Origin of the sequence: Microbacterium yannicii PS01 (assembly GCF_000304335.1) — a bacterium.
GTDB lineage: Bacteria > Actinomycetota > Actinomycetes > Actinomycetales > Microbacteriaceae > Microbacterium > Microbacterium yannicii_A.
In genome coordinates, this window is sequence record NZ_CAJF01000004.1 from 13,254 (window position 1) to 32,023 (window position 18,770).

The following is an 18,770-nucleotide window of genomic DNA, read 5'->3' on the forward strand; positions in this document are numbered from 1 at the left end:
GGTGCGCCACGCTGCTGCGGCCATGTGCGACGGGTGGGCGAGGATCGCGCGGAGGTGGGATGCCGGGGGCTCAGGCCTGCACCTTCGCCGCGGCGTCCGCCTGCTCGGCCGCGTCGGTCCCTGAGCTCGCCGAAGGGTCGGCCTTGCCGAACGTCGGGTTGTGCGCGGGACCGAGCGTGATGTGCACGGCCTGCTGGTCGGTGTAGAAGTCGATCGAGCGGTAGCCGCCCTCGTGCCCGAGTCCGGAGGCCTTCACGCCGCCGAACGGGGTGCGCAGGTCGCGCACGTTGTTCGAGTTGAGCCACACCATGCCGGCCTCGATGGCCTGCGAGAAGTTGTGCGCGCGTCGCAGGTCGTTCGTCCACACGTACGCGGCGAGGCCGTACTTCACGCCGTTGGCGAGCCTCAGCGCCTCATCGTCGGTGTCGAAGGGGGTGATCGCGACGACGGGTCCGAAGATCTCCTCCTGGAAGATGCGGGCGTCGGGGGCGACGTCGGCGAACACCGTCGGACGCACGAAGTTCCCGCCCTCGAATCCGTCGGGTCGCCCGCCGCCGGCGACGAGGCGCGCCTCGCTCTTGCCGATCTCGATGTACGACATCACCTTGTCGTAGTGCTCGGGGTGCACGAGCGCGCCGACCTCGGTCTTCGGGTCGTGCGGGTAGCCGACGACGACGCGCTCGGCCTGCGCCGCGTAGCGCTGGACGAACTCGTCGTAGACCGATCGCTCGACGAGGATGCGCGAGCCGGCGGTGCAGCGCTCGCCGTTGAGGGAGAAGACGCCGAAGATCGTCGCGTCGATCGCCGCGTCGAGGTCGGCGTCGGCGAAGACGACCGCCGGGCTCTTGCCGCCGAGCTCCATCGACAGGCCCTTGAGGAAGGGTGCGGCGTTGCCGAAGATGATCTGCCCGGTGCGGCTCTCGCCGGTGAAGGAGATGAGCGGAACCTCGGGGTGCTTCACCAGCGCATCCCCGGCATCCTCTCCCAGGCCGTTCACGAGGTTGAAGACGCCCTGCGGCAGCCCCGCCTCCTCGAAGATGCCCGCCCACAGCGACGCCGACAGCGGCGTGAACTCCGCGGGCTTGAGCACCACGGTGTTGCCGGTGGCCAGCGCCGGGCCGAGCTTCCACGACTCCAGCATGAAGGGCGTGTTCCACGGCGTGATGAGGCCCGCGACGCCGATCGGCTTGCGGTTGACGTAGTTCATCTGGCGGCCGGGCACCTTGTAGGCGTCATCGGCCTGCGCCACGATCAGGTCGGCGAAGAAGCGGAAGTTCTCTGCCGCCCTCCGGGCCTGGCCGAGCGCCTGGGTGATCGGCAGCCCCGAGTCGAACGACTCGAGCTCGGCGAGCCGGGCGTCGCGCGACTCGACGATGTCGGCGATGCGGTGCAGCACGCGCGAGCGCTCCCGCGGCAGCATGCGCGGCCACGGTCCCTCGGTGAACGCACGGCGCGCGGCGGCGACGGCGCGATCGATGTCGGCCTTCTTGCCCGCGGCGGCACGGACGTACGTCTCGTTCGTCACCGGGTCGAGCACGTCGAAGGTATCGCCGTCGACCGAGTCGACGAACGCGCCGTCGATGTAGTGCTGGATGTGCTCCGGCAGGTCGGCGGGCACGTGGCGCACGTCGACGGCGATGCTCGTGTCTGTCATGGGTGTGCTCCTTCGCGGGAGAGGGTCAGAAGGCGGGCAGCCCGAGGGCTTCGTCGGGATGCTCGTGGATCATGTAGGCGTCGAGGGTCGCCGACCGGTGACGGCGGGCGGCCTTCTCGATCTCGCCGAGCGGGGCGCCGGACTCGATGAGCTGCAGGATGTTCTCGTGCTCGTGCACCGACTCCTGCGCACGACCGGGAACGAAGCTGAAGGTCGAGTCGCGCAGGTGCCCCAGGCGCGCCCACTCGGCGTTCACGAGCTCGAGCATGCGCGGGTTGGCGCACTTCATGAACAGCGCCGCGTGGAACTCCTGGTTCAGCGCGGTGAAGGCACGCGGGTCGAAGTGCCCGAGCGTCTCGATCATGAGGTCGTTGATGCGGCGGGCATTGCGGATGTCGTCGGGGGTGAGCCTGCGGGCGGCCAGCGCCGTCGCGGCTCCCTCGAGGATCGACAGCGCCTGCATGCTGTGCCGGTACTGCGAGTCGTCGACCATCGACACGCGCGCCCCGACGTTGCGCTCGAACATCACCAGGCCCTCGGCCTCGAGCTGGCGGATCGCCTCGCGCACCGGCACCACGCTCATGTCGAGGTCGGTCGCGATCGAGCTCAGCACGAGGCGGTAGCCGGGCGTGAACTCCTGCCGCGCGATGCGCTCCTTGATCCAGTGGTACGCGCGCTGCGACTTGCTCTGCGTGTCGAGGTCAGCCACGGTCGTCTCCCGCCTGCGCGGCCTCGTAGCGGGCGCGCCACTCGGCATTCATCGGGAAGAGGCCGTCGACGGGGTGTCCCTCGGCGACGCGCGCGGCGATCCAGGCGTCTTCGTCCTCCTGCGCGAGCGCGGCATCCACCACTTCTTCGGCGATCGCGACGGGGATGACGACGACCCCGTCGGCATCGCCCACGATGACGTCGCCCGGCTGCACGGTCGCTCCGCCGCACGCGATGGTCAGGTCGATGTCCCACGGGACGTGCCTGCGGCCGAGGACGGCCGGGTGCGCGCCGGCGGCGAAGACCGGCAGCCCGACGGCGGCGACGGCCGCGGCATCCCGCACCCCTCCGTCGGTCACGATCCCGGCAGCGCCGCGCGCGTGGGCGCGGATCGCGAGGACGTCCCCGAGGGTGCCCGACCCGGCCTCGCCGCGCGCCTCGATGACGATGACCTCGCCCTCACGGACCGCGTCGAACGCGCGCTTCTGGGCGTTGTAGCCGCCGCCGTGCGAAGCGAAGAGGTCTTCGCGGTTCGGGACGAATCGCAGCGTGCGCGCGGTGCCCACGAGCTTGGGGGCGCCATCCGAAGACGACGGCTGCAGCGACTTCACCGCGTCGATGTGCACGTTGTTCAGTCCGCGCTTGCGCAGCTGCGCCGACAGGCCGGCCACCGGCGCCGCCTCGAGCTTGGCGCGGAGCTCGTCGCCCAGAACAGGTGTTCCGCCGGAGACAGGGGAATCGACGTCGGATGATCCTGCGTGCGCCGGAACACCTGTTCCGGGCGAGACCGGCGCGGGCGCGGACCCGTCGTCGCGCGGCAGCCCGGCGGCCTCGCGCGAACCCCACGCCTCGGCGCGCTGCAGGTCGTCGACCGCAGGGAGCGAGCCGAGCTCCGGGTCGAAGGGAGCTCCACCCTGCACGACCGTCGTCACGAGCCGCCCCGAGGTGGGCCCTCCGGGCGCGTCGACCTCGACCTCGACGACATCGCCCGGCGCGGCCACCGACGAGCCGGCCGGCGTGCCGGTGAGGATCACGTCGCCGGGCTCGAGAGTGAAGTGCTGCGACAGGTCGGCGACGAGCTGCGCGAGCGGGAAGATCATTCCGGCCGAGCTGTCGTCCTGGACGAGCTCGCCGTTGAGCCAGGTGCGCACGCGGAGGCCGCTCGGGTCGACCTGCCGGGCGTCGATGAGCGCGGGTCCGAGCGGCGTGTAGCCGTCTCCGCCCTTGGAGCGGACGTTCGAGCCCTTGTCGCTCGCGCGCAGGTCGTAGAGCCCGAAGTCGTTGGCGGCGGTCACCGCGGCGACGTGCGACCAGGCCCGGGTGAGCGGCACCCGCCGCGCAGGGGCCCCGATCACGAGCGCGATCTCGCCTTCGAATGCGAGCAGCTCGGTGCCGGCGGGGCGCTCGATCGTGCTTCCGGATGCCGCGACCGAGCTCGACGGCTTGAAGAAGTAGGACGGGTGCTGCGGCCGGCGTCCGCGCTGGTCGGCGCGTGAGGCGTAGCTCAGGTGGATCGCGATGATCTTGCCCGGTCGGCTGGGGAGGGCCGCGAACCGCGGGTCTGCGGCATCCGTCATCTCTGGCATGAGCTTCCTCACTCGTTCGACCTGTTGCGTCGTATCCGAAATCGTATATGATCGTCCACACTCCGGCAACCACCCTCGAAAAGTCGCCGCGGCCGACGACCTCGACATGGACGCGTCGGCACCAGAGCACCAGCACTACGGCATCAGCACCAGACAAAGGAGTCACGCAATGAGCGCTTCGCAGCCATCCCGGCCCCATCCCGGCGGGTTCACGCCGACCGGCACGATCGCGGCCTCGACCGATCGGCGCCGGGTCGTCTTCGCGACCGTCGTCGGCACCACCGTCGAGTGGTACGACTTCTTCATCTACGCCACCGCGGTCGGCCTGGTCTTCGGTGAGCTGTTCTTCGCGCCGCTCGGCGCCAACAGCGCGCTCATCGCGTTCGCGACCGTCGGCGTGAGCTTCCTCTTCCGGCCTCTCGGCGCGTTCCTCGCGGGCCACTTCGGCGACAAGTACGGGCGCAAGGTCGTGCTCATGTGGACGCTCATCCTCATGGGTGCCGCCACCGCCCTCATCGGCGTGCTGCCCACCTATGAGGCGATCGGCATCGCCGCGCCGATCCTGCTGGTGCTGCTGCGCATCCTGCAGGGCATCTCGGCCGGCGGCGAGTGGGGCGGGGCGGTGCTCATGGCCGTCGAGCACGCACCGAAGTCGCGACGCGGGGCCTTCGGCGCCTCGCCGCAGATCGGCGTGCCGCTCGGCCTGCTGCTCGCGTCGGGAGTCATGGCGCTCATGACCGTGATCGCTCCGGGCGACCAGTTCCTCGCGTGGGGCTGGCGCATCCCGTTCCTGCTCAGCGTCGTGCTGATCCTCGTCGGCTACTACGTGCGGCGCCGCGTCGAAGAGAGCCCCGTGTTCGCCGAGCTCGCCGAGCGCAAGGAGAAGGCGCGGATGCCGATCGTCACGCTCTTCCGCAAGCACGCCCTCCTCGTGCTCATCGCCGCCCTCGTCTTCGCCGGCAACAACGCCGTCGGGTACATGACGACCGGCGGCTACATCCAGGGCTACTCGACCAACCCCGAGGGGCCCCTCGCGCTCGAGCGCGGACCCGTGCTGTGGGCGGTCACCGGCTCGGCCGTGACCTGGCTGCTGTCGACCCTTGCGGCCGGCTTCATCTCCGATCGCATCGGGCGCCGCACGACCTACATCATCGGCTGGATCCTGCAGCTCATCGGTGTGTTCACGCTCTTCCCGCTCGTGAACACCGGCAACATCTGGCTGCTCTTCCTGGGTCTCGCGATCCTGACGATCGGCCTCGGGTTCACCTACGGGCCGCAGGCGGCGCTGTACTCCGAGCTGTTCCCCGCCTCGATCCGCTTCTCGGGCGTCTCGATCTCGTACGCGATCGGCGCGATCCTCGGCGGGGCGTTCGCCCCCACCATCGCGACGGCGCTCGTGCAGGCCACCGGCTCGACCATGGCGGTGACGTGGTACCTCGCCGGCATGACGATGCTCGGCCTCATCGCGACGCTGCTGCTGCGCGACCGCAGCGGCATCCCCCTCGGCCCCGACCACGAGGCCGAGCAGTCGGTCAGCCCGATCTACGGAGTCGCCAGGGTCTGAGGCATCCGCCTCGTCCACACGATCGGAGATCGTCGGCGGCACGCCGCGTCGCGAGCGCGCGGCCCGGCGTGTCCGCCCCGATCTCCGATCGTGTGCACGCGTGAAGCAGGAACGTCTGGCGCGGCACCAGCGCGATGCCCGGGTGCGGACGCGCCCGGCTCGGGGTGAGGCGGGTGCAGACTGAGGGGATGACGGCTGCCGGGGCGGGGGAGGAGTCGGCGGATCGCCGCCTCGAAGCGGCGATCCTCGACCTGCTGGATCGCCGCGCGGCGTCGTCGTCGATCTGCCCGTCCGACGCGGCCCGCGCCGTGGCCGCAGAGGGAGACTGGCGCCCGCTCATGGAACCGGCGCGGCAGGCTGCTCAGCGGCTCGTGCAATCCGGAGACGTCGAGATCACGCAGGGCGGCGACGTCGTCGAGCTCTCGGACGTGCGTGGACCCATCCGCATCCGCCGCCGCCGGAGGTGACGCCGAGGCGTTCGCGACAGAGCGACCGCGCCGCGGCCCTGACCGGCGTCCGCTTCCTCGCTCAGCGCGTGCGCATGCCGTCGACCGCGATCGCGACGACGTCGTGCGCGAGGCGGTCGCGGTCGGCGGGGCCGCCGACGCGATACCACTCGACGAGCGAGTTGACCATGCCGAAGACGAGCCGCGTCGCGACCGCGCCGTCGATGTCGTCCCGCACCTGCCCCGCGCGCTGCGCCTCGACGACCAGCGCCGTCACCCGATGGTCGAACGCGCGCCGTCGCTCGAGAGCGGTGCGCTCGACGTCGCTGTTCCCGCGCACGCGCAGAAGGAGGGTGACGTAGGGAAGCTTGTCGACGAGCACCTCGACCGCGCCACGCAGCACCGCGGCGAGCCTTTCGGCGGGGCTGCCCTCCGAGGCGTCAGGTCGCTCCAGCACGTTCTCCAGCCCGTCGAGGGCCTCATCAAGGGCGAGCGAGAGCAGCTCCTCCTTCGAGGCGAAGTGGTGGTAGAGCGCCGACTTCGTCAGTCCCAGCCGGCTCGCCAGATCCGAGACCGACGTGGCGTCGTACCCCTGCTCGTTGAAGAGCGTCACTGCCACCTCGAGCACCTGGGCGCGATCGTAACCGGGGCGTCCGCGCCGCGGCGCAGACCGCACCGGCTCGGAGCCCGTGGTGGTCGACATGGCCCCCAGTCTGGCACCTGAGGCTCCCGCTCCTCGCATTACTGAACGATCGGTCGCTAATATGGTTCGGGCGCACTGAGGCGGACAGGAGGACCACGATGACGGAGCCGCTGCTCGTCGATCGTCGGCCCGACCGTGTGGTCGTGACGCTCTCCCGACCCGAGGTGCGCAACGCCATCGACCAGGCGATGATCGATCGTCTGCACGAGCTCTGCGACGAGCTCGAGAGACAGCCGCGCACGCTCATCCTGATCGGCAGCGACGGGGTCTTCGCCTCGGGTGCCGATATCGCGCAGCTGCGCGAGCGGCGCGCCGACGACGCCCGGCGCGGCATCAACACCCGGGCGTTCCAGCGCATCCGAGCGCTGCCGATGCCCGTGATCGCCGCGATCGACGGCTATGCCCTCGGCGGCGGCGCCGAGCTCGCCTACGCCGCCGACCTTCGCATCGCGACGCCCCGTGCCCGCATCGGCAATCCCGAGACCGGGCTCGGGATCATCGCGGCCGCCGGCGCGACGTGGCGCCTGCCGCAGATCGTCGGCGAGGCCCGGGCAGCCGAACTGCTGCTCACCGGGCGGACCCTGGATGCCGGGACCGCGCTGGCCTGGGGGCTCGTGTCGGCGCTGCACGAGCCCGATGACCTCCTTCCCGCGGCTCACGCGCTCGCGGATCGCATCGCCGCGAACGATCCCCGCGCGACGCAGCACACCAAGGCCGCGCTGCTCGCGCCGCCGGCGGCGCATCCCGACCTCGAGCTCGAGCTGCAGGCCGAGCTCTTCGACAGCCCCGAGAAGGAGCTACGGATGACCGCGTTCCTCGACAGGAAGCGGCGATGACCGCCGGCGTCCCCGCGCGGGTGGGCGTGATCGGCGGCGGCCGCATGGGCGCCGGCATCGCGCATGCCTTCGTGCTCGCCGGCGCTGAGGTCGTCGTCGTCGAACGCGACGCCGACGCGGCAGCCGCGGCATCCGCTCGCCTCGTCGAGAGCCTGCGGCGCAGTGTCGAGCGCTCCGCGACCGAACGGCCCCTCGCCGACCTCGAGCGGGCAGTGACGATCACCACGGCCTCTGCCCGCAGCGTGGGCGCGGCGCGGGGAGCGTCTGAGCTCGAGCCCCCTGGCTCCGCCCTTGCCGGCTGCTCACTCGTGATCGAGGCGGTTCCCGAGCAGCGCGAGCTGAAGCACGCTGCGCTCGCCCACGCCGAAGAAGTGCTCGACGACGCTGCGGTGCTGGCGACCAACACCTCTTCCATCCCGATCAGCGACCTGGCCGCTGCGCTCGCGCGCCCCGAGCGATTCCTCGGGCTGCACTTCTTCAATCCCGTGCCCGCCTCGCAGCTGGTCGAGATCGTCGTCGGCGAGGCGACGGACCCCGCCCTGGTGGACCGGGCCCGCGGCTGGGTGACGGCGATCGGAAAGACGCCCGTCGTGGTGCGCGACAGCCCCGGGTTCGCCTCGAGCCGGCTCGGCGTCGCGCTGGGCCTCGAGGCCATCCGCATGGTCGAAGAGGGCGTCGCCTCGCCGGCCGACATCGACGCGGCGATGGAGCTCGGATATCGGCATCCGGTCGGCCCCCTGCGCACGACGGACCTCGTCGGCCTGGATGTGCGCCTCGGCATCGCCGAGCAGCTGCACGCACGGCTCGGCGACCGGTTCGCACCGCCGCAGCTGCTGCGCCGGATGGTCGCCGACGGACGGCTGGGCCGCAAGAGCGGCCGCGGCTTCTACGAGTGGAGCGAACAGTGACGATGGATCGGGCAGTGATGACGGACCCCACAGTGACGACGGACCAGGCAGCGACGACGGACCAGACAGGCGGCGGCCTCCTCCCCAGCTACGTCCTCGACCGATGGTGGACGCCGGTGGGCGACGCCGAGGCGATCACCGTGCGCGACGCGTCGACGGGCGAGCCGGTCACCCGGGTGAGCACCGCCGGGCTCGACATCGGCGAGGTGCTCGCATTCGCGCGCGAAACCGGTCAGCGCAGCCTCGGTGCGCTCACCTTCCACCAGCGGGCGGTGCTGCTCAAGCAGTTCGCGACGGCGCTCACCGAGCGCAAGCAGGAGCTCTACGATCTCTCCAAGCGGGCGGGAGCGACCGAACGCGATTCGCTCAACGATGTCGACGGCGGCATCGGCGTGCTCTTCACCTACTCGTCGAAGGGCCGCCGCGAGCTGCCGAACGGTCAGGTGTACCTCGACGGGCCGATCGAGCCGCTGTCGAAGGACGGCTCGTTCCTCGGCCGTCATGTCTACACCCGGCTGCCCGGCGTGGCCGTGCAGATCAACGCGTTCAACTTCCCGATGTGGGGCGCTCTCGAGAAGTTCGCTCCCGCCTTCCTCGCCGGCGTGCCGAGTGTCGTCAAGCCTGCGACGCCGACCGGCTACGTCGCCGAGGCCTGGGTGCGCATCCTCGTCGAGACGGGCCTGCTCCCCGCCGGTGCGCTGCAGCTGGTGAGCGGGAGCGTTCCGGGGCTCTTCGAGCACCTGGGCCTGGGCGACCTCGTGGGCTTCACCGGCAGCGCATCGACGGCCGAGCGGCTGCGGGCGCAGGCCGCCGCCGGCGTGCGCTTCACGACCGAGACCGACTCCATCAACGCCTCGGTGCTCGGTCCCGATGTGGCACCCGGCACGCCGGAATTCGACGCCTACGTCAAACAGCTCATGGTCGAGCTCACCACGAAGGCCGGTCAGAAGTGCACCGCGATCCGCCGCGCGATCGTCCCCCAGGGAACGGTCGACGCGCTGGTCGAGGCGGTGCGCGCCAAGATCGCCGAACGCGTCGTGCTCGGCGATCCGCACGCCGCCGGTGTCACGATGGGACCGCTCGTCTCACTCGATCAGCGCGACGAGGTGCTGCGCGCGGTGGCCGAACTGCGAGCGGCCGGTGGCCGGGTGCTGCTCGGCTCGACCGACGCCCCTGAGGTCACCCTTGCCGACGGGTCTGTCGGCGTCGCCGGCGACGGCGCGTTCGTCGAGCCGCTGCTGATCGGCTTCACCGATGCCTCGGCCGCCGCCGTCCACGACGTCGAGGCCTTCGGGCCGGTCGCCAGCGTGCTGGCCTACCGGACGGTCGACGAGGCCGCCGACCTCGTCGCCCGCGGCGGAGGGTCGCTCGTGACGAGCGTGGCGACGAGCGATCCGGCCGTCGCCACGACGCTGCTCTCGCGCATCGCGGCCTTCAACGGGCGACTGCTCTTCCTCGACCGCGACGATGCGCGCTCGTCCACGGGCCACGGGGCGCCGGTGCCGCACCTCGTCCACGGCGGGCCCGGACGCGCCGGCGGCGGCGAGGAGCTCGGGGGCATCCGCGCCGTGCTCCACCACATGCAGCGCACGGCGGTGCAGGGCTCGCCCGAGATGCTCACGGCGCTGACCGGCGTCTGGCATCAGGGCGCGGCGTCCCGCAGCGACCGTCATCCGTTCCGCAAGTCGCTCGCCGAGCTGGCGATCGGGGATCAGGTGGTGTCGGCGTCGCGGGTCGTCACCCTCGACGACATCGAGACCTTCGCGCAGTTCACCGGCGACACCTTCTACGCGCACACCGACGAGGAGGCCGCGGCGGCGAACCCGTTCTTTCCCGGACGCGTCGCCCACGGGTATCTTCTGGTCTCGTGGGCGGCGGGCCTGTTCGTCGACCCGGACCCGGGCCCCGTGCTCGCCAACTACGGGCTCGAGAATCTGCGCTTCGTCACGCCGGTCTCGCCGGGCGACGAGATCCGGGTGGTGCTCACCGCGAAGCAGATCACCCCGCGCGAGACCGACGAGTACGGCGAGGTGCGCTGGGACGCCGTGATCCGCAACCAGCGGGATGAGCTCGTGGCGACCTACGACGTCCTCACGCTGGTCGCGAAGACCGTCGCCGAGGTGGTTGTGTGATCGACCCGGCTGCGCATTTCGCGGGCGAGCGCGCGATGCTGCAGCGCGACCACGCGTCGGCGGCGCTCGGCATGGTCGTGCAGCGCGACGAGCCGGGAGAGGCGATCGTGTCGATGCCCGTGCGCGTCGACATGACCAACGGGTTCGGCCTCACCCACGGCGGGCTGGTGTTCGCTCTCGCCGACACCGCGTTCGCGATGGTGTGCAACGACGGCGACGCGGTCACCGTGGCTTCTGGAGCCGACATCTCGTTCCTGAAGGCGACCCGCGCGGGCCAGACGCTGACAGCTCACGCGCGGCGGCGGTCGGCATCGGGGCGGACGGGCCTCTGCGACGTCACCGTCACCGACGAGGCCGGCGATGTCGTGGCCGAGTTCCGCGGCCGATCGTTCACGACGAGTCGCCCCCACTCCTCTCCCGGGTGACCTCCTCTGTCGAGGTACGGACTTCTTGCCGAGGCATCCGCCCGGGCTTAGACTTACTGAACGAACGGTCTGTAAATAGGTCCGTACCAAGGAGTCGACGATGACCACCGCACACGCCTTGAGACCGGCTCACGATCCCGGGACGGCCGCGGACGACGAGAACGACGAGCAGGCGGCGTTCGATGCGCTGATCGAAGCCGATCAGCGCATCGAGCCACGGGACTGGATGCCGGCTGCGTATCGCAAGACGCTCGTCCGCCAGATCTCGCAGCACGCGCACTCCGAGATCATCGGCATGCAGCCCGAGGGCGCCTGGATCACCCGCGCGCCGAGCCTGAAGCGCAAGGCGATCCTGCTGGCGAAGGTGCAGGACGAAGCCGGTCACGGGCTCTACCTCTACTCGGCCGCCCAGACGCTGGGGATCACCCGCGACGAGATGACCGAGCAGCTCATCGACGGCCGCGCCAAGTACTCGTCGATCTTCAACTATCCGGCGCCGACGTGGGCCGACATGGGGGCGATCGGCTGGCTGGTCGACGGCGCCGCCATCTGCAACCAGGTGCCGCTGTGCCGCGCCTCGTACGGCCCCTACGGACGGGCCATGGTGCGCATCTGCAAGGAGGAGTCGTTCCACCAGCGGCAGGGGTTCGAGATCCTGCTGTCGCTGATGCGGGGCACCCCGGCGCAGCAGAAGATGGCTCAGGATGCCGTCGACCGCTGGTACTGGCCGAGCCTGATGATGTTCGGGCCACCCGATGACCAGTCGCCCAACTCGGCGCAGTCGATGGCCTGGAAGATCAAGCGGTTCTCGAACGACGAGCTGCGTCAGCGCTTCATCGGCATGCTCGTGCCGCAGGCCGAGGTGCTGGGCGTCACGCTGCCCGACCCCGAGCTGCGGTGGGACGAGGAGGCGGGCCGCTGGCACACCAGCCCCATCGACTGGAGCGAGCTGCAGGCGGTGATCTCGGGCCACGGACCGCTGAACTCCGAACGCATCCGTCACCGTCGCGATGCGCACGAGGCCGGCGCGTGGGTGCGCGAGGCCGCGACCGAATACGCCCGCAAGCAGGCGGCCGCGCAGTCCCGGTCCCTGAACCCGTCGAAGGTGGCGTGATGACTGCTCCGGGCGGTTCGACAGGCTCACCGACCGAGCGGCGCGAGTCGTGGCCGCTGTGGGAGGTCTTCGTGCGTGCGAGCCGCGGCCTCAGCCACGTGCACGCCGGCTCGCTGCACGCACCCGACGCCGAGATGGCGCTGCGCAACGCGCGCGACCTCTACACGCGACGGGGCGAGGGAACGTCGGTGTGGGTCGTGCCCGCCGACGCCATCACGACGAGTGATCCCGACGCCAAGGGCGCCTTCTTCGAAAGCCCCGCCGGCAAGAACTATCGTCACGCGGTGTACTACACCGCCTCCGAGGGGGTGCCGCACCTGTGACCGCGACGTCGGCGCCGGGCTCCGGACGGAATCCGTCCGGTGGGGCGCATCTCTCGGGCCCCGCCGGCGCGAACGATCCCGGAACCGCGGAGGCAGCCGATCCGCACGGCGACGTCACCGTCGAGCGGGTGAAGCTGTCGGCCGAGCTCGCGGGTGCGGAAGGGCGTGCGGCGACCGCCGATGTGGCCGAGTACGCGCTGTGGCTGGGCGACGACGCGCTCATCCTGTCCCAGCAGCTGGGCGCGTGGGTGGCGCGCGCCCCCGAGATCGAGGAGGACGTCGCGCTCGCCAACATCGCGCTCGACCTGCTCGGCCACGCTCGATCGCTGCTGCGGTACGCCGGCACGTTCGACGGTCGCAGCGAGGACGACCTCGCCTACTGGCGCGATGAGCCGCAGTTCCGCTGCGCGTGGCTGTTCGCCCAGCCCAACGGCGACTTCGCCCAGACGATCGCGCGAGCGCTCGCGGCATCCGTCTACCACTTCGAGCTCTACTCCGCTCTGCAGGAATCGTCCGACCCGACACTGGCCGCGATCGCGGCGAAGGCCGTGAAAGAGGTCGAGTACCACCGCGACCACGCCGTGCAGTGGACGCTGCGACTCGCCGACGGCACCGACGAGTCGCGGCGGCGGATGATCCGCGCGGTGCGCGACGTGTGGCCGTATGTCAACGAGCTGTTCCGCGACGAGCCGCTCATCGACCGCCTCGATGGCGTGGCCGTGCGACCGTCGACGCTGCGGTCCGGCTTCGACGCCGTCGTCACCGCGGTGTTCGCCGAGGCCGACCTCGAGGTGCCGGAGGCCGCCGTGTCATCGGGCGGGGGCCGCCGCGGCGTCCACTTCCCCGCACTGGGGTTCCTCCTCGCCGAGATGCAGGTGCTCGCCCGCCAGCACGAGGGGGCGACATGGTGATGCTTCGACAGGCTCAGCAACCGGTGGGCGAGGCTCAGCAACCGGTGGGCGAGGCTCAGCAACCGGAGGGGGCTGCCGCCGTGCGGGCGTGGGAGGTCGCGGCAGCCGTTCCCGACCCCGAGGTCCCCGTGCTCACGATCGAGGACCTCGGTGTGCTGCGCGAGGTCACGGTCGAGGGGGAGCGCGCGGTGGTCACCATCACGCCGACTTACTCGGGGTGCCCGGCGATGGACGCCATTCACGACGACGTGGTGCTCGCGCTGACGGCCGCGGGCTTCGCCGAGGTCGAGGTGCGGCTGACGCTCGCGCCCGCGTGGACGACGGACTGGATGACGGATGCCGGCAAGCAGAAGCTCCGTGCGTACGGCATCGCCCCGCCGACAGGGCGTGCCGCCGCCGGTCCGATCCGGCTGCAGCTGGCGGTGAAGTGCCCGCGATGCGGCTCGCTCGACACGCGTGAGCTGGCGCGGTTCGGGTCGACATCCTGCAAGGCGCTGTACGAGTGTCGCGCATGCCTCGAGCCCTTCGACCACTTCAAGGTGCACTGATGCGGCCGGAGGAGGCGCTTCGACAGACTCAGGGACCGGGAAGACCGGATCCGACGACGCAGCGCGTCGCCGAGACGCTGCTCTCCACGGCCGTCGGCGGCCCTCGGGAGCGCAAGCGGCGTGCGCGCTTCCACACCCTGCGCGTCGCGGCCGTGCGGGCGCTCACCGATTCGTCCATCGAGGTGACGTTCGCCATCCCCGAACAGGTGCGGGGCGAGTTCGACTACCTCGCCGGTCAGCACGTGGCACTTCGGACCGAGCTCGACGGTGCGGAGGTCCGCCGTTCGTACTCGCTGTGCCGCGCGGTGGATGCCGGCGGCGGCGGCGACGGGCCGCGCACCATCAGCGTGGCCATCAAGCGGGACGAGGGCGGACGCTTCTCGACGTGGGCGCAGACCGAGCTGCGGCCGGGCGACGAGATCGACGTCATGAGCCCGCAGGGCTCGTTCACATCGGCGCTGGCCGAGCTCGACGGCGCGCATGTCGCCGGCATCGCCGCGGGTTCGGGAATCACCCCGCTGATGGCGCTCGCCGCAACGGTGCTCGGGCGCTCCGAGACCTCGAGGTTCACCCTGGTGTACACGAACCGCTCGACGACGGACGTCATGTTCCTCGAGGACCTCGCCGACCTGAAGGACCGTTACCCGGCGCGGGTGGCGCTGCACCATGTGCTCTCGCGCGAGCAGCGCGCGGCGCCGCTGCTGTCGGGCCGCATCGACGAGGACCGGCTGCGGCGCATCCTCGACGCGCTCGTGCTTCCCGAGACGATCGACGAGTGGTTCCTATGCGGGCCGTTCGAGCTGGTGCAGCTGTGCCGCGACACCCTCGCCGACATCGGCGTCGACCCTGCGCACGTCCGCTACGAGCTGTTCACGACGGGTGAGGACGGGCGCGCCGAGCCCGCCGCCGGACGCCCGGTCGTCGTGCGCGACGACGAGCCGGTGCGGGCCATCGAGTTCACCCTCGACGGCCAGTCGGCGACGGTGCGGAGTCCGGTCGCCGCGAACGAGTCGATCCTCAACGCCGCGCTGCGCGTGCGGTCGGACGTGCCCTTCGCGTGCGCTGGCGGTGTGTGCGGCACCTGCCGCGCGCGGCTCGTCGAGGGTGCCGTCTCGATGACCGAGAACTACGCGCTCGAGCCCGACGAGCTGGACCGCGGCTACGTCCTGACGTGCCAATCGCATCCCACGACCGACCGCGTCGTGGTCGACTACGACGTGTGAGGAGGATCGCATGATCGAGCTGTCCGTTCACGGCGACGTGGCCGAGGTCGTTCTCAACGCGCCCGAGAAGCTCAATGCCCTCTCGCTGCGCGAGCTGGGGGAGATGGATGCCGCGTACCGCAGCGCGGAAGAGGCGGGGGTGCGGGCGCTCGTGCTGCGCGGCGAGGGGCGCGCCTTCTGCGCGGGCCGCGACATCGCCGGCGTAGACCCGGTGACCGACGACGTCCCGGAGTACCTCGCCGGTGTCGAGACGCTGATGCGGCGCATCGCCGCCTTTCCGGCGCCGACGTTCGCCGCCGTGCACGGCGCATGCCTCGGTGTGGGTCTCGGCCTCGCGATCGCCACCGACGTCGTCTATGTCGCCGACGACGCCAAGATCGGCTCACCGTTCGCCAGTCTCGGCGCGATGCTGGACTCGGGCGGCCATGCGCTTCTCTACGAGCGCCTCGGCGCACACCGCGCGCTCGATCTCATCTACACCGGAGAGCTCATGTCGGGCGCCGAGGCCGTCGCCGCCGGGCTGTTCAGCCGCGCGATGCCGGTCGAGAGGGTGTTCGACTTCACCGAGCAACGGGCGTCGGTCGCGGCATCCGGCCCCACCGCTGCCTTCGTCGCCTCGAAGCGCCTCATCGCCCGCCTGCGCGGCGAGCGGCTATGGGAAGCCGTGACCGAAGAGGCGCGCGGGCAGGAGGCACTGCGTGCGACGGCGGACTACCGCGAGGGATTCGCCGCGTTCCAGCAGAAGCGCCGGCCGGACTTCAAGGGCGAGTGACGCCGCAGAGGTCGCCGATCAAGAGTTCACGCGGATGATCTCGCGCTGGTAGGGCGCGACGACCGTGCCCGAGATCCGGCAGTCGAGCACCAGGAAGCGACGGGATGCCGCGGGCTCGGCGTTCCATGAAGCCAGACGGTCCAGATCGGCCAGGCTGCGGACGACGACGCCCTCGGCCCCGACGCCCTCGCCGAGCGCAGCGAAGTCGACCTCCGGGATGAGCATCGGCTCCTGTGCGAGTCCCTTGAGCCCGTAGAGGTTGACCTCGGCACCGTACGCCGCGTCGTTCCAGACGACGGCCATGCCCCGACCGGCGGCGACACGGACCGCGGACTCGAGGTCTGCGAGTGCCATGAGCCCGCCGCCGTCGCCCGTGGTGAGCACGACCGTCGACGACGGTCTCGCCAGCGCGGCGCCCGGCACCGACGGCCAGCCGAGGCCGATCGACTGGAACGCCGTGCCGACCATCATCATGCGATCGGGGGACGCGACGGGCCAGTACATGTTCGCCCAGCCGATGAAATGACCGCCGTCCGAGACGACGACGCGGTCCTCGGGCAGCAGCTCGCCGATGCGTCCCGCGACCGAGCGGGGGTCGAGGCGGCCGTCCGGCGCGAGGGCGCCCCCGGTGTCCTGCCGGCGCGCCTGGGGCACGTCGACCGACTGGCGCCAGTCGCTGGGCCCCGCCGCGATCGCGCGGACGTCATGGGCGATCGCCTCGGCGACCAGGCGCGCATCGCCGCGCACGTAGCCGGCGACGTGGGGATGGGTCGCCGTGGGCGCGATGTCGATCTGGAACACCCGCGTGCCCGGGGCGAACAGGTCGCCGAAGCGCATCGTGAACTGGTTGAGGGATGCCCCGAAGACCACGGCGACATCGGCATCGCGCACGAGCTCCATCGCGCGCTCGGCGCCGAAGCCGCCGGTCACGCCGAGGTCGAACTCGGCTCTCGGGAAGACGCCGCGACCGAGTGCGGTCGACGCCGTCAGCGCACCGGTGGCGTCGGCGAGGGCGCCGAGCGCGTCGCCGGCTCCCGAGATCCAGGCGCCGCGACCCGCCAGCAGGAACGGCCGCCGGGCACCCGACAGCGCCTGGGCGATCTCGCCCACGGTGGCGCGGGAGAACTCCCCGGCCGGCGCGAGCGGCTCGGGCAGGCGCGGGTCGGGGGCGTCGGGCACCGGGCCGGCGTCGCGCGACGCCACGTCGTAGGGGATCGCGAGCACGGTGGGCACGCGGTAGGTGAGCGCGTGCTCGATGGCGATGACGGTCGTGGCCGCGGCATCCGCTCGTCCTACGGTGTAGGTGCGCGCGCCGACCGCCGATGCGAGCGCGATCTGGTCCACGTCCCAGGGGCGCGGCCCCGACGTCGGCTCGTCGCCGACGACGAGCACCAGGGGGACGTGGGCCTGCACCGCCTCGGCGAGGGCCGTGATCGTGTTGGTGAAGCCGGCGCCGTACGTCGCGGTGGCCGCGGCGAGGCGACCGGACGCGCGGTGGAACGCATCGGCGGCGACGACGCCGCCCGCCTCGTGCCGCACGGCGGTGAAGTGCACATCGGTGGAGCGCTCGAGCGCATCGAGGAAGTAGGCGTTGCCGTTGCCCATCACACCGAAGACGTGGTCGATGTGGCGGGCGAGGGTGAGGGCGACGTGGGCGGAGACGGTGGGCATGACGAACCCCTGGAGACTTCAGACGGAGAAAGGCCGTATGTGTCTCGCGCGTGCGCGCGGCGTGCCCTTTTTTCGAGCACCGGCGGGCTCGTTCCCACCGGACGAGAACGAGTATAGGCACGCGATCACGGCATGATGGAGCGATGAAGACGATCCAGTTGCGCCGGTACACGCTCGTCGAGGGGGAGTACGACGCGTTCGTGGCGTGGTGGAAGGGCTGCATGCCGCGCGTGCGCCCCGCCGCCGGCTTCACGATCGAGTTCGCCTACGGACTTCCCGAGACCAGCGAGTTCGTGTGGGCCGTGAGCGCTGAGGGCGACGAAGAGGCATTCCTCGCGCTCGAGAAGGAGTACATGGCCTCGGACGCCCGCGCCGAGGTCTTCGCAGGCGTGCCGCAGCGGGTGGCCGAGTACAACATCCGCTTCGTCGAGGACGCCGCGCGCGCCTCGTAGCGCCCCAGGCCCCCTTGTCTTCGCTTGGATGAAACGAGGCCCCGGCGTCAGCCGCCGAGCGCCTCGCGGATCGCTGCCGCGGAGGACCTGAGCCGCGCGGCGATCTCGGCGTCGTCGTGCGAGCTGGCGACGTAGACCACCGCGAGTGCGGCAGGTTCGCGGCCGCGCAGTGCAAGGGGCACCGCGACGGCGCGCAGGGTGGGGATGACCTCGTCGTGGCTCGTCGCGTAGCCGCGAGCGGCGGCATCCCTCACCTCGTCGGCCAGCACGGCAGACACGTCAGCCGGCCACGACGCCTCGGCGAGCAGTGACAGGATCGCCTTGCCGGGAGCGCCGCGGGTGACCGGATGCCGGGTGCCCGGCCTCTGCGCGACCGACGCCACGGCGTGCCGGGGCTCCACGGACGCGAGGGTCACGCACTCGTCGTGGTCGCGCACGGCGAGGAAGCACGTCATCCCGAGCTCGTTGGCGAGGGCGGTCAGCTCGGGGAGCGCCTCGGCCTGCAGATCGTGCGCCACCCCGGCGGCCAGCGCCGCGAGCCGGGCGCCCAGCTGCACGCGACCCGCCGTATCGCGGATGACCAGGCCGTGGTCCTCGAGCGTGCGCAGCAGCCGGTACGCGACCGATCGGTGCACGCCCAGGCGCTCGGCGAGGTCGTCGATCGAAAGCGGCCCGCGGGCATCGGCGAGGACCTCGAGGATCCGGATGCCGCGACTCAGGGTCTGCGAGGCGGGTGCGGTGGTGGCAGCGGCTGGCATCGATCCTCGAGTCTTGCCCGCGCACGGGCGGTCGTA

19 protein-coding genes are annotated in these 18,770 nt (G+C 71.4%); 13 read left to right on the forward strand and 6 right to left on the reverse strand.

The genetic code is table 11. The features are described from left to right. Positions 1–70: 70 nt before the first annotated feature. From hpaE to WYM_RS03215, 3 genes are read right to left on the reverse strand one after another with little or no spacing between them, the layout of a single operon-like run. On the reverse strand, positions 71–1,654 hold the full coding sequence (gene hpaE / locus WYM_RS03205) for a 5-carboxymethyl-2-hydroxymuconate semialdehyde dehydrogenase (RefSeq protein WP_019179385.1): 1,584 nt from the start codon (positions 1,652–1,654) through the stop codon (positions 71–73). Between the two features lie 25 nt (positions 1,655–1,679). After that, on the reverse strand, positions 1,680–2,363 hold the full coding sequence (locus tag WYM_RS03210) for a GntR family transcriptional regulator (RefSeq protein ID WP_019179386.1): 684 nt from the start codon (positions 2,361–2,363) through the stop codon (positions 1,680–1,682). Continuing rightward, the gene (locus WYM_RS03215; RefSeq protein ID WP_019179387.1) at positions 2,356–3,939 is read right to left on the reverse strand and encodes a fumarylacetoacetate hydrolase family protein; all 1,584 of its coding nucleotides are present in this window, start codon (positions 3,937–3,939) and stop codon (positions 2,356–2,358) included. Before WYM_RS03215 ends, WYM_RS03210 begins: the two co-directional genes overlap by 8 nt. Positions 3,940–4,117: 178 nt before the next feature. On the opposite strand from WYM_RS03215, the gene WYM_RS03220 reads away from it, so the two are divergent. Together WYM_RS03220 and WYM_RS03225 are read left to right on the forward strand one after the other, a co-directional pair. Next, on the forward strand, positions 4,118–5,512 hold the full coding sequence (locus WYM_RS03220) for an MFS transporter (RefSeq protein ID WP_019179388.1): 1,395 nt from the start codon (positions 4,118–4,120) through the stop codon (positions 5,510–5,512). A gap of 188 nt (positions 5,513–5,700) precedes the next feature. Next, positions 5,701–5,979 carry a DUF3253 domain-containing protein gene (locus WYM_RS03225; protein ID WP_019179389.1) on the forward strand — a complete coding sequence of 93 codons (279 nt, stop codon included), beginning with the start codon at positions 5,701–5,703 and terminating at the stop codon, positions 5,977–5,979. A 61-nt stretch (positions 5,980–6,040) separates the two neighbouring features. On the opposite strand, the gene WYM_RS03230 is transcribed toward WYM_RS03225, so the two are convergent. Continuing rightward, a complete protein-coding gene (locus WYM_RS03230; protein WP_019179390.1) occupies positions 6,041–6,661 on the reverse strand; it encodes a TetR/AcrR family transcriptional regulator in 621 nt (206 codons plus the stop codon). A gap of 98 nt (positions 6,662–6,759) precedes the next feature. Between WYM_RS03230 and WYM_RS03235 the strand changes: the two genes are divergently transcribed. The 10 genes from WYM_RS03235 (at position 6,760) to WYM_RS03280 (ending at position 15,853) form a co-directional block, all read left to right on the forward strand. Then, positions 6,760–7,497 carry an enoyl-CoA hydratase/isomerase family protein gene (locus WYM_RS03235; RefSeq protein ID WP_019179391.1) on the forward strand — a complete coding sequence of 246 codons (738 nt, stop codon included), beginning with the start codon at positions 6,760–6,762 and terminating at the stop codon, positions 7,495–7,497. Continuing rightward, the gene (locus WYM_RS03240) at positions 7,494–8,405 is read left to right on the forward strand and encodes a 3-hydroxyacyl-CoA dehydrogenase family protein (protein WP_019179392.1); all 912 of its coding nucleotides are present in this window, start codon (positions 7,494–7,496) and stop codon (positions 8,403–8,405) included. Before WYM_RS03235 ends, WYM_RS03240 begins: the two co-directional genes overlap by 4 nt. Before the next feature lie 17 nt (positions 8,406–8,422). Further along, a complete protein-coding gene (gene paaZ, locus WYM_RS03245; protein WP_019179393.1) occupies positions 8,423–10,537 on the forward strand; it encodes a phenylacetic acid degradation bifunctional protein PaaZ in 2,115 nt (704 codons plus the stop codon). After that, a complete protein-coding gene (paaI, locus tag WYM_RS03250; protein WP_019179394.1) occupies positions 10,534–10,962 on the forward strand; it encodes a hydroxyphenylacetyl-CoA thioesterase PaaI in 429 nt (142 codons plus the stop codon). Before paaZ ends, paaI begins: the two co-directional genes overlap by 4 nt. A gap of 100 nt (positions 10,963–11,062) precedes the next feature. After that, positions 11,063–12,076: a 1,2-phenylacetyl-CoA epoxidase subunit PaaA gene (gene paaA, locus WYM_RS03255; RefSeq protein WP_019179395.1), complete on the forward strand. Its 1,014-nt coding sequence runs from the start codon at positions 11,063–11,065 to the stop codon at positions 12,074–12,076. Next, a complete protein-coding gene (gene paaB / locus WYM_RS03260; protein ID WP_019179396.1) occupies positions 12,076–12,399 on the forward strand; it encodes a 1,2-phenylacetyl-CoA epoxidase subunit PaaB in 324 nt (107 codons plus the stop codon). The genes paaA and paaB overlap by 1 nt, the downstream gene beginning before the upstream one ends. Then, the gene (gene paaC / locus WYM_RS03265; RefSeq protein ID WP_019179397.1) at positions 12,396–13,310 is read left to right on the forward strand and encodes a 1,2-phenylacetyl-CoA epoxidase subunit PaaC; all 915 of its coding nucleotides are present in this window, start codon (positions 12,396–12,398) and stop codon (positions 13,308–13,310) included. The genes paaB and paaC overlap by 4 nt, the downstream gene beginning before the upstream one ends. After that, entirely contained in the window at positions 13,304–13,858 is a 555-nt protein-coding gene (gene paaD, locus WYM_RS03270) for a 1,2-phenylacetyl-CoA epoxidase subunit PaaD (RefSeq protein ID WP_019179398.1), read from the forward strand. The genes paaC and paaD overlap by 7 nt, the downstream gene beginning before the upstream one ends. Further along, positions 13,858–15,081: a 1,2-phenylacetyl-CoA epoxidase subunit PaaE gene (gene paaE, locus WYM_RS03275; protein WP_019179399.1), complete on the forward strand. Its 1,224-nt coding sequence runs from the start codon at positions 13,858–13,860 to the stop codon at positions 15,079–15,081. Before paaD ends, paaE begins: the two co-directional genes overlap by 1 nt. Before the next feature lie 10 nt (positions 15,082–15,091). Beyond that, complete coding sequence (locus WYM_RS03280; RefSeq protein WP_019179400.1) at positions 15,092–15,853, forward strand: enoyl-CoA hydratase/isomerase family protein; 762 nt, start codon at positions 15,092–15,094, stop codon at positions 15,851–15,853. 18 nt (positions 15,854–15,871) lie between these two features. Here WYM_RS03280 and WYM_RS03285 read toward each other — a convergent pair whose 3' ends face one another. Then, positions 15,872–17,524: a thiamine pyrophosphate-binding protein gene (locus WYM_RS03285; protein ID WP_019179401.1), complete on the reverse strand. Its 1,653-nt coding sequence runs from the start codon at positions 17,522–17,524 to the stop codon at positions 15,872–15,874. 143 nt (positions 17,525–17,667) lie between these two features. Here WYM_RS03285 and WYM_RS03290 point away from each other — a divergent pair, with 143 nt between their 5' ends. Further along, on the forward strand, positions 17,668–17,976 hold the full coding sequence (locus WYM_RS03290) for a hypothetical protein (protein WP_019179402.1): 309 nt from the start codon (positions 17,668–17,670) through the stop codon (positions 17,974–17,976). A 47-nt stretch (positions 17,977–18,023) separates the two neighbouring features. Here the strand turns inward: WYM_RS03290 and WYM_RS03295 are convergent, their stop codons facing one another. Next, on the reverse strand, positions 18,024–18,734 hold the full coding sequence (locus WYM_RS03295) for an IclR family transcriptional regulator (protein WP_019179403.1): 711 nt from the start codon (positions 18,732–18,734) through the stop codon (positions 18,024–18,026). Between the last annotated feature and the right edge of the window lie 36 nt (positions 18,735–18,770).